The sequence below is a fragment of the Spirillospora sp. NPDC049652 genome (genome assembly GCF_040675125.1).
Lineage (GTDB): Bacteria > Actinomycetota > Actinomycetes > Streptosporangiales > Streptosporangiaceae > Spirillospora.
The window spans coordinates 1-10230 of record NZ_JBFAOF010000177.1 but is presented as its reverse complement, the minus strand read 5'-3'; the positions used below and the strand labels follow the sequence as shown (position 1 = coordinate 10230).

The 10230-nt window shown below is 72.3% G+C and carries 6 protein-coding genes and 1 pseudogene; 2 read left to right on the top strand and 5 right to left on the bottom strand.

What is annotated here, in order from left to right; all coding sequences use genetic code 11:
- A pseudogene (locus AB0J52_RS14625) lies at positions 1–236 on the top strand (hypothetical protein); the annotation flags it as partial.
- 218 nt (positions 237–454) lie between these two features.
- Positions 455–2152 carry an aa3-type cytochrome oxidase subunit I gene (gene ctaD, locus AB0J52_RS14620; RefSeq protein WP_500182085.1) on the top strand — a complete coding sequence of 566 codons (1698 nt, stop codon included), beginning with the start codon at positions 455–457 and terminating at the stop codon, positions 2150–2152.
- A gap of 64 nt (positions 2153–2216) precedes the next feature.
- Here ctaD and qcrB read toward each other — a convergent pair whose 3' ends face one another.
- The 5 genes from qcrB to AB0J52_RS14595 all read right to left on the bottom strand — a co-directional run.
- Positions 2217–3947 carry a cytochrome bc1 complex cytochrome b subunit gene (gene qcrB, locus AB0J52_RS14615; RefSeq protein ID WP_500182084.1) on the bottom strand — a complete coding sequence of 577 codons (1731 nt, stop codon included), beginning with the start codon at positions 3945–3947 and terminating at the stop codon, positions 2217–2219.
- Positions 3934–4986, bottom strand: coding sequence for an NrfD/PsrC family molybdoenzyme membrane anchor subunit (nrfD, locus tag AB0J52_RS14610; protein ID WP_500182083.1), 1053 nt, complete (start codon positions 4984–4986; stop codon positions 3934–3936). The genes qcrB and nrfD overlap by 14 nt, the downstream gene beginning before the upstream one ends.
- A complete protein-coding gene (locus tag AB0J52_RS14605) occupies positions 4983–5777 on the bottom strand; it encodes a 4Fe-4S dicluster domain-containing protein (protein WP_500182086.1) in 795 nt (264 codons plus the stop codon). Before AB0J52_RS14605 ends, nrfD begins: the two co-directional genes overlap by 4 nt.
- Positions 5778–5863: 86 nt before the next feature.
- A complete protein-coding gene (fdh, locus tag AB0J52_RS14600) occupies positions 5864–9127 on the bottom strand; it encodes a formate dehydrogenase (RefSeq protein ID WP_500182082.1) in 3264 nt (1087 codons plus the stop codon).
- Between the two features lie 190 nt (positions 9128–9317).
- A partial coding sequence (locus tag AB0J52_RS14595; RefSeq protein WP_500182081.1) for a cytochrome P450 occupies positions 9318–10230 on the bottom strand: 913 nt, incomplete at its 5' end.

The window sequence follows — 10230 nt, the reverse complement described above, 5'->3', positions numbered from 1 at the left end:
TGACGCTGCTCGCCCTGTCCGGCGCCTTCCTCGCCGACCCCGGCACCGTGCTGGGCCTGCCCGCCCGTGCCCACGCGCCCGACGACCTGGACTTCGGGCTGCGCATGCTGCTCGGGACCGGAGTGGACGCGATGCTGGGCTTCGCGCTGCTCGTCCCGACCTGGGCGCCGCGCCGCTGGGGCGGCCGCACGGCCGACGAGGCCTCCGCCGAGTACTACTACCCGGCCGGACGCTGACCGCCGTTCCGCCACCTCCGCCCAATTGTTCCCTCACCGCCCGCCGCCCGAGGCCGTCCTCACCGGAGCGCGTTTCGGTGATCCTCTACGGAGCTTGCGAATCCACGGTGACAACCTCCTTCGAAGCGATGATTCGTCGGTCTTCAAGATCGCGAAGAGTTTGAAAGGGCCTCCGCCCGGAAAGCGCCTCACTGGGGGTGCGCGGAGGCGGAGGCGGCATGACCACGCTGGAGGACAGGGCCGACGACAGCGTCGAGCGGGCGCTGTCGCGGCACCGCATGGGCACGCGGGTGCGGGACGTCCTGGCGACCACCGACCACAAGGTCGTGGGGTACCTGTACCTGACGACGTCGTTCGTGCTGTTCCTGCTCGCTGGCCTGATGGCCATGGTGATGCGCGGCGAGCTGCTGGAGCCGGGGCTCCAGGTGGTGTCGGCGGAGCGGTACGACCAGCTGCTGACCATGCACGGCACGATCATGCTGCTGCTGTTCGCCACCCCGACGTTCGCGGGCTTCGCCAACGTCGTCGTCCCGTTGCAGATCGGCGCGCCGGACGTGGCGTTCCCGCGTCTGAACACGCTGAGCTACTACCTGTTCCTGTTCGGCTCGCTGCTGGTCGTCGGCGGCCTCGGGGCGCCGGGCGGCGGGGCGGCGTTCGGCTGGACGGGCTACGCGCCGCTGTCGTCGGTGGAGCACTCGCCCGGCGTCGGCCCGGACCTGTGGATCATGGGGCTGGTGCTGTCCGGGGCGGGCACGATCCTGACGTCGGTCAACCTCATCACCACGATCGCGGTCATGCGCGCGCCCGGAATGATCATGTTCCGGTTGCCGATCTTCACCTGGAACGTGCTGCTGACCTCGCTGATGGTGCTGATGGCCTTCCCCGTCCTGACCGCCGCGCTGCTGGCGCTGGAGGCCGACCGCAAGCTCGGCGGGCACGTCTACGACGCCTCGCACGGCGGCGCGCTCCTCTGGCAGCACCTGTTCTGGTTCTTCGGGCATCCGGAGGTCTACATCGTCGCGCTGCCGTTCTTCGGGATCGTCACCGAGGTGATCCCGGTGTTCTCCCGCAAGCCGGTGTTCGGCTACTTCGGGATGGTGGCGGCGACCATCGCCATCACCGGGCTGTCGATGACGGTGTGGGCGCACCACATGTTCGCCACCGGGCAGGTGCTGCTGCCGTTCTTCTCGCTGATGTCGTTCATGATCGCGGTGCCGACCGGGGTGAAGTTCTTCAACTGGATCGGCACGATGTGGCGCGGGCAGATCCGGCTCGGCACGCCCATGCTGTTCGCGGTCGGGTTCCTGGTGACGTTCCTGTTCGGCGGGCTGACCGGCGTGATCCTGGCCTCGCCGCCGATGGACTTCGACCTGACCGACACCTACTTCGTGGTCGGGCACCTGCACTACGTGCTGTTCGGCACGATCGTGTTCGCCACCTTCGCCGGGTTCTACTTCTGGTGGCCGAAGATGACCGGCCGGCTGCTGGACGAGACCTGGGGGAAGATCCATTTCTGGACGCTCTTCGTGGGCTTCCAGACCACCTTCCTGGTCCAGCACCTGCTGGGCGTCCAGGGGATGGCGCGGCGCATCGCCGACTACCCCTCCCACCTCGCGACGCTCAACCTGGTCTCGTCGACCGGGTCGTTCGTGCTCGGGGCGTCCACCTTCGCCTTCCTCTACAACATCTGGCGGACGCACCGGCACGGCGAGCGGATCGAGGTCGCCGACCCCTGGGGCGGCGGCAACTCGCTGGAGTGGGTCACCGCCTGCCCGCCGCCCCGGCACAACTTCCACGCGATGCCCGCCATCCGCTCCAATCGTCCGGCCTTCGACCTGCGCTATCCGCCGGAGGGCCCGCCGCAGAACGCCGAGATCGCCACCCCGCAGGTCCGGCCGGGCGACGGCGGACGCTGAGGCGGCCCGAACCCCGAGGCGGCCCGAACCCTGAGGGGGTCCGAACCCGAAGGGTCTGAGCGGGTCAGCCCTCCAGTTCCTCCCGTCCGGACGGGGGAGTGCCGGCCTTGCCCTGCCCGCCGCCGTGCACCTCGCTCTGGTAGTCGAGGTAGAACCGGTTGGCGCGGGACCTGATCTGCGCCCTGATCCGTCCGGGCGTGGGCATCGGGATGATGTGGTCCGGGACGGGCCGGACCAGCTCGCGCGGCTGGCGGGCGCGCAGCACGGCGGCGGCGTCGGCCCCCGGCGTGTCGTGCCGCTCGGTGAAGCCGCCGTCCGGCGTGCGCGTGATGAGGCCGCTCTCCACCCCCTCCTGCCGTTCGCGCAGGTCGGCGCGTTGCAGGCTGAGGCAGACGCGCCGGGTGACGACGAACGCCAGGACCGGGAACAAGAAGAAGCCGATCCGGAAGAACCAGACGCTTCCGTAGAGCGGCAGCCGGAACACGTCGGCCAGCACATCGTCGCCCCCGGCGGCCCACAGGTTGCCGTACCAGGCGATCCCGGCGGCGCCGAGCGCGGTGCGCGTCGCGGCGTTGCGCGGACGGTCGAGCAGGTGGTGGAGGCGCGCGTCGCCGGTGGCGAAGCGCTCGATGAACGGGTAGAGCGCCAGCGTCGTCAGGAAGACCCCCGGCAGCGCCACGGCGGGCACGAACACGTTCCAGGCGACCGTGTGCCCCCACAGGGTGGTCGTGAGGGGCGGCATGATCCGCAGCGCGCCCTCCAGGAACCCGACGTACCAGTCGGGCTGGGACCCGAGGGAGACCTGGTCGGGGACGTACGGCCCGTACAGCCATACCGGGTTGACCTGCAGGAAGGCCGCCATCGCGGCCAAGATGCCGGTCACCGTCAGGAAGAACGCCCCGCTCTGGGCGGCGAAGGCCGGGAACGCCGGCTCGCCCGACACCGCGCGCTCGCGGCGTCCGCGTCCCGGCCACTGGGTGTGGGTCTGGTGCCACAGGATCAGCAGGTGGGCGGTGATGAGGCCGAGCAGCAGGCCGGGGATCAGCAGGACGTGCACCGGGAACAGCCGCGAGACGATCTCCTCGCCGGGGAACTCGCCCCCGAACACGAACATCGCCAGGTACGTGCCCACCACCGGGACCGACAGCACGATCCCCTGCATGATCCGCAGGCCGGTGCCGGAGAGCAGGTCGTCCGGGAGCGAGTACCCGGCGAAGCCCTCGGCCAGGGCCAGGGCGAACATCGTCACGCCGATCAGCCAGTTGAGCTCGCGGGGCTTGCGGAACGCCCCGGTGAAGAAGATCCGCAGCAGGTGGGCGCAGATCGCCGCCACGAACACCAGCGCGGCCCAGTGGTGGAGCTGCCGCATCAGCAGCCCGCCCCGCACGTCGAAGGAGAGGCGCAGCGCGGACGCGTAGGCCTCGCTCATCCGGAGCCCGCGCAGCGGCACGTACGAACCGTCGTAGACGACCTTGGCGTCCCCGGGATGGAAGAACAGCGTCAGGAAGGTGCCGGTCAGGAGCAGGACGATGAACGAGTACAGCGCGATCTCGCCGAGCAGGAACGACCAGTGCTTCGGGAACGCCTTGCCGATGTTGCGGCCGAGGAAGCCGGCCGTCCCGAGCCGGTCGTCGGCCGCCCGCACCGCCGCGACCACCCGCCCGGACCCGCCGCCCGTCGCCGCCGCCCGTCCGGTTCCGCTGCCCGTCGCCGCCGCCCGCCTGGCCCCGCCGTTCTCCGCCATCCGCCCGGTGCCGCCGGTCTCGGCCGCCCGTCCGGTCCTACCGCTCGGCACCGGTCCCGCCTCGCCGCCGCTGCGGGACGACCGTGTACCGGGGGTCCTCGGCCGACTGCCGTCCGGCGTGGAAGACGCCGAACCGGGTGCACGCCGAGGCGGCCAGCAGCGCCGCGCCGCTCGCCAGCGCGGCGGGACGGCCGCGCCCGCCGAACAGGACGGCCGTGACCGCCCCCGCGGCGGTGAGCGCTTCGGCGGCGCGCATGAACCGTCCGGCGCGGCCCTCGCCGTACGGCTCGCCGACCAGCCCGAGCCGGTGCCGCATCAGCCGGGACGCCCCGAGCTCCAGGAGCCCGCCCACGACGGCGGCCGACCGCGCGGGGCCGTTCCGCGCCGTGGGGGACGCCGCCAGCGCCATCCCGGACGCCGCGACGATGCCCGACCCCGCGAACACGAACGGCATCTGCCGGTATCCCTCATGCCACGACGGCACCGCCGTGTCGCAGGCCAGGACGGCCGTGTAGGTGAGCACCGCCGGGCCGAGCGCGGCGGCGCCCGCGGTGGCGGCCCGGTCCAGGGCGCTCGCGGCCGAGACCAGCCGCCGCCCGAGCCTCCGGTGCCGCCGCGCCTCCTGGGCCACGACCGCGGCGCCGGCGGCGGGCCCGTAGAGCGCCAGCAGCCACGAGCCCATGCTCATGGGCGAGGTCGGCTTGACCACCCGCAGCATGTGGTGGAACCGGCCGGGCCGTCCCAGGTCGTGGACGAGGGCGGCGGCGGACCCGGAGATCGCGGCGAGCGAGGAGATCTTCAGCGCGCGCGCCATCGCGGTGTGCCCGGTGAGCTGCGCGCCCGCCGCCAGCATCGACCCGGCCCCGGCCAGCCCGCCCAGGAAGAAGTAGCCCGCGATGTCCAGCGGCTCCCACGGGATCGGGTTGAGGATCGGCCGGCCGTAGTAGGAGCCGAACTCGGCGTCGGGCACGACCGGCCGCTCGCCGCGCCGCCGCCCCCGCCGGTGCCCGTCCAGCCCCTGGCCGACCAGCGCGGAGCGGCCGGGCCGTTCCCCCTCGACGCCGTCCTTGGTGACGTCCGACGTGCTCATCGCCGTCCTCCCCGGGCCCGGGCGTGGGCGGCGAAGACGGCGGCCACCGCGCCCGCCGCGGTCAGCGCGGCCAGCCCGGCGTGCCGCCACATGGACGGCAGGTCGCGGGTGGTGACGACGGGATCCGGCGGCAGCCCGTAGACCTCCGGCTCGTCCAGCAGCAGGAAGAACGCGCCGTCGCCGCCGACGCCGTCCTCGGGGTCGTGCCCGTACAGCCGCGCGTCGTCGACGCCGACACCGTGCAACTCCTCCACGCGGGCCGCGGCTCGCTCGCGCAGCTCGTCCAGCGGGCCGTACTGGATGGAGTCGGTCGGGCACGCCTTGGCGCAGGCGGGCTCCTGGCCGGCGCCGATCCGGTCGTAGCACAGGGTGCACTTCCAGACCCGGCCGTCCTCCGGACGCTGGTCGATGACGCCGTACGGGCACGCGGGCACGCAGTAGCCGCAACCGTTGCAGACGTCCTCCTGGACGACCACGGTGCCGAACTCGGTGCGGACCAGCGCCCCGGTGGGGCACACGTCCAGGCAGGCGGCGTGCGTGCAGTGCTTGCACACGTCGGAGGCCATCAGCCAGCGCAGGTCGCCGTCGCCCTCGGCCGAGGCGTTGCCGAGCGGCTTGCTCTGCTCGACGAACGCGACGTGCCGCCAGGTCGAGGCCCCGAGGCCCTGGGTGTTGTCGTAGGACATCCCGGTGAGCTCCAGGCCGTCCTCGGGGACGGCGTTCCACTCCTTGCATGCCACCTCGCAGGCCTTGCAGCCGATGCAGACCGAGGTGTCGGTGAAGAACCCCATCCGGGGCGGCGCGTCGCGGTGCCCGGCGTCGCCCGCCGGGTCGGGCTCGACCCCCGCCAGCAGGTTGCGCCCGACCAGCGAGCCGCTCATCCCCTGACCTCCATTCCGGTGTCCTCGGTGATCCCGGCGCGGCGGCGGTACTCGGCGAGCAGCCGCGGCACGGCCGGTCCGCGCGGCCTGCGGCCCGGCCGGATGTCCGCGCTGAGGGCCTTGACCTCCTGGATGTGCACGTTCGGGTCCAGCGCCATCGCCGTGAGGTCGTTGGCCGAGTCGCCGGTGGTGTAGCCGTTGGGTCCCCAGTGGTAGGGGACGCCGATCTGGTGGACGGTGTGCCCGCCCACCGTCAGCGGCCTGATCCGGTCGGTCACCAGGACCCGCGCCTCCACCACGCCCCTGGCGCTGACCAGGTGCGCCCAGCCGCCGTGCGCCAGGCCGCGCTCGGCGGCCAGCGCGGGCGACACCTCGCAGAAGAACTCCGGCTGGAGCTCGGCCAGGTACGGGGTCCAGCGGCTCATGCCGCCCGCGGTGAAGTGCTCGGTGAGCCGGTAGGTGGTGACGACGTACGGGAACACGTTCGCGCCGGACTCCTCCGGCCCCGGATGGAACCGGTTGGCCTCCCGGGCGAACACCTGCCGCACGGGGTTGCGCTGCTGGCCGGCGTACAGCGGGTTCCGGACGGGCGAGTCCTGCGGCTCGTAGTGCGCGGGCATCGGCCCGTCGACCAGGCCCGCCGGGGCGTACAGCCAGCCCTTGCCGTCCGCCTGCATGATGAACGGGTCGATGCCGCTGATCGCGTCCACCCCGTGCGTCCCCTCGTCCGGACGGTAGGACGGCGGCCGGTCCGCGACGAAGTCCGGGACGTCGTGTCCCGTCCATGAGCCCTTCGCGGCGTCCCACCAGATCAGGGCCTTGCGGTCGCTCCAGGGCTGCCCCTCGGGGTCGGCGGAGGCCCGGTTGTAGAGGATGCGGCGGTTGGCCGGCCACGCCCACGCCCACTCCGGAGCCGTCCAGATCTGCTCGGTGTGGGGTTTGCGGCGCGCGGCCTGGTTCACGCCGTCGGCGTAGACACCGCAGTAGATCCAGCATCCGCAGGACGTGGAGCCGTCGTCCTTCAGCTCGGTGTAGGCGCTGAGCGGGCGGCCCCCGGCGCGGCTGCCGTTGATCTCGGCGAGGACCGCCTCGGCGTTCGGCTCCTCGATCGTCCCCTCGGTGGGGTAGTCCCAGGTGAGGTCCAGGATCGGCCGGTCCGTCGGGTCGTCCGACCCCGCCAGCCGCTGCCGGACGCGCCGGCCGAGGTGGTAGGTGAACCACAGGTCGCTGCGCGCCTCGCCGTCCGGCTCCTTGGCGGCGAAGTGCCACTGGAGCATGCGGTTGGTGTTGGTGAACGACCCGGCCTTCTCCACGTGCGCGGCGGCGGGGAAGAAGAACACCTCGGTGGCGATGTCCTCGGTGCGCAGCTCCCCGGTCTCGATCTCCGGGCCGTCCTTCCACCAGGTCGCGGACTCGATCAGCGAGAAGTCCCGGACGACCAGCCAGTCCAGTTTCGCCATGCCCAGGCGCTGCATCTTGGCGTTGGCCGAGCCGACCGCCGGGTTCTCGCCCAGCAGGAAGTAGCCCTTGCAGACGCCGTCCAGCTGCGCCAGGACGGTCTCGTAGGTGCTGTGCGAGCCGGTCAGGCGGGGGAGGTGGCCGAAGCAGTAGTCGTTGTCCGCGGTCGCGTTCTCGCCCCAGTACGCCTTCAGCAGGCTGACGACGTAGGCGCGCATGTTCGCCCAGAAGCCCTTGTCGGTCTTCACCGCCTCGATGAAGTCGTCGAAGCTCTCGTGGGTGTGCGCGTGCGGCATCGGGATGTAGCCGGGCAGCAGGTTGAACAGCGTGGGGATGTCGCTCGACCCCTGGATGGACGCGTGGCCGCGCAGCGCCTGGATGCCGCCGCCCGGACGGCCGATGTTGCCCAGCAGCAGTTGCAGGATGCACGCCGTGCGGATGTACTGCGCGCCCGTGCTGTGCTGCGTCCACCCGACGGCGTAGACGAACTCGCTGGTGCGGTCGGGCCCGGAGTTCTCCACCAGCGCCTCGCACACCTGCCGGAACGCGTCCTGGGAGATGCCGCAGGTCTCCTCGACCATCTCCGGGGTGTAGCGCGCGAAGTGCCGCTTGAGGACCTGGTAGACGCAGCGGGGATGCTGGAGCGTCGGGTCGCGTTCGGGCTCGCCGCGGAACCCCGCGCCGCCCGACCCGTGCGACTCCGACCGCCCCGAGGACGCCATGTCCGCCTTGTGGCCGGCGCGATCCTCGTACAGCTCGTCCCGCTCGCCCGACGCCGCCTGGACCTCCGTCCCCGCGTACTGCCAGGTGCTGACGTCGTAGGCGCGCAAGTCGGCGTCCAGGCCCGAGAACACGCCGTCGAGGTCCTCGGTGTCCTGGAAGTCCTCGCCGACGAGCGTCGCCGCGTTGGTGTAGTTCACCACGTACTCGCGGAAGTCCGATCCCGTGGACAGGACGTGGTTGACGATCCCGCCGAGGAAGGCGATGTCGGTGCCCGCGCGGATCGGCACGTGCAGGTCGGCCAGCGCGCTGGTCCGGGTGAACCGCGGGTCCACGTGGATGACCTTGGCCCCGCGCGCCTTGGCCTCCATCACCCACTGGAACCCGACGGGATGGCACTCGGCGAAGTTCGAGCCCTCGATGACGATGCAGTCGGCGTTCTGCAGGTCCTGCAGGAACGTGGTCGCGCCGCCGCGCCCGAACGATGTCCCGAGGCCGGCGACCGTGGAGCTGTGGCAGACCCGCGCCTGGTTCTCGATCTGGACGACGCCGAGCGCGGTGAACAGCTTCTTGATGAGGTAGTTCTCCTCGTTGTCCAGCGTCGCGCCGCCGAGGCTGGCGATCCCGAGCGTGCGGTTGACCCGCTTGCCGTCCTGCTCGTCCTGCCAGGTCGCCCGCCGGGTGGCGAGGACCCGGTCGGCGACCATGTCCATCGCCGTCTCCAGGTCCAGCCGCTCCCACTCGGTGCCGTGCGGACGCCGGTACAGCACCTCGTGCCGCCGCGCCTCGCCCGTGGTGAGCTGCAGCGACGCCGCGCCCTTGGGGCACAGCCTGCCCCGGCTGACCGGGGAGTCGGGGTCGCCCTCGATCTGGACGATCCGGTTGTCCTTGACGTACACGTTCTGCGCGCAGCCGACCGCGCAGTAGGGGCAGATCGACTTGACGACCTTGTCCGCCGTCGCCGTCCGGGGCGTGAGCGCGCGCGTGTACGGCGACATCGCCGCGGCCCCCCTGCCGAGCGGATCGTCCCCTGCGAGCTGGCGGTAGACCGGCCAGCCCTCGAACCAGGCGCGCACCCCCATGGCGACCTCATGTCCCTCGGTGATGGATGAAGTGTGATCGCGGTCACCTCGTCCCCAAGATTTTCGTCTCCTACACCTCTGCGGGGACGGCGGAACATGCGTCCATGACCTGCTGAAACACCGGAAACGCCGCTGGGCGGGCCGTTCGGGCCCTCCAGCGGCGTGGACGCCGTGCCGCGAATCCGGCGCGCTATCCGGCGGTGAGGCGGGCGCGCATCCCGGCCGGGGTGAGCGTCGACGGCCCGAAGTAGGTCGTGATCGACTGGATGTCCGGGACGTCCAGCTTCTGCCGTGTGGTGATGTGCGCGGCGGTGAGCGCCAGGACGGCGAGCCCGAGGTGGGTGCCGAGGCAGCCGCGCGGCCCGGACGCGAACGGCAGGTAGGCGCCCGGCGCGTGCGGCCGGCCGGAGCCGAGCCACCGCTCGGGGGAGAAGCGGTGCGGGTCGTGCGTCCACCAGCGCTCGTCGTGGTGCAGCAGGTAGGGGCTGAACATGACGGCGGTCCCGGCGGGCGCCTCGAAGCCGCCGAGCGTGACGGTCGTGACGGCGTCGCGGCCGAGGAGCCAGGCGGGCGGCCGGACCCGCAGCACCTCCTGCGCGAACGCCCAGGTGTAGGGCAGGGCCCGCGCCGGGTCGTCGTCGATCCCGGTCGCGGTCTCCGCCTCCTCGCGGATGCGCTGCGCGGCGTCGGGATGGGCGGCCAGATGGTAGAGGATCCAGCACCAGGCGGCGCCCATCGTGCCGATCGCGCCGAGCAGCGTGAACCCCATCGCGCCCATGGCGACGTCCGGGGGGACGGCATCCGGCTGCGTCCGGATGTGTTCGAGCATCGTGCCCGTCCGCACGGGGCACCCCGCCTCGGCACCGGCACCGGTGCCGAGCATGGGGGAGATGGTGTCGCGGACGCGCTGGTCGGCGTCGCGCACCCGGCGCCGCAGCCGGGACGGCATCCAGGACGGCACGCGCACGGCGGCCTCGGCGGCGCCGCGGGCCGCGTCGAACGAGCCCAGCACGGCATCCACCAGGGCGGGCGACTCGTCCGGGAGGTAGAGGGGCAGCAGCGCGCGGACGCAGATCGCCCAGCACTCCTCCGCCGGGTCGAAC

What these genes read in the sequence shown, in the direction of transcription:
- nrfD (WP_500182083.1), bottom strand. Translation starts at nt 4,986, where the DNA reads ATGAGCACGTCGGACGTCACCAAGGACGGCGTCGAGGGGGAACGGCCC.
- AB0J52_RS14605 (WP_500182086.1), bottom strand. Translation starts at nt 5,777, where the DNA reads ATGGGGTTCTTCACCGACACCTCGGTCTGCATCGGCTGCAAGGCCTGC.
- fdh (WP_500182082.1), bottom strand. Translation starts at nt 9,127, where the DNA reads ATGGGGGTGCGCGCCTGGTTCGAGGGCTGGCCGGTCTACCGCCAGCTC.
- ctaD (WP_500182085.1), top strand. Translation starts at nt 455, where the DNA reads ATGACCACGCTGGAGGACAGGGCCGACGACAGCGTCGAGCGGGCGCTG.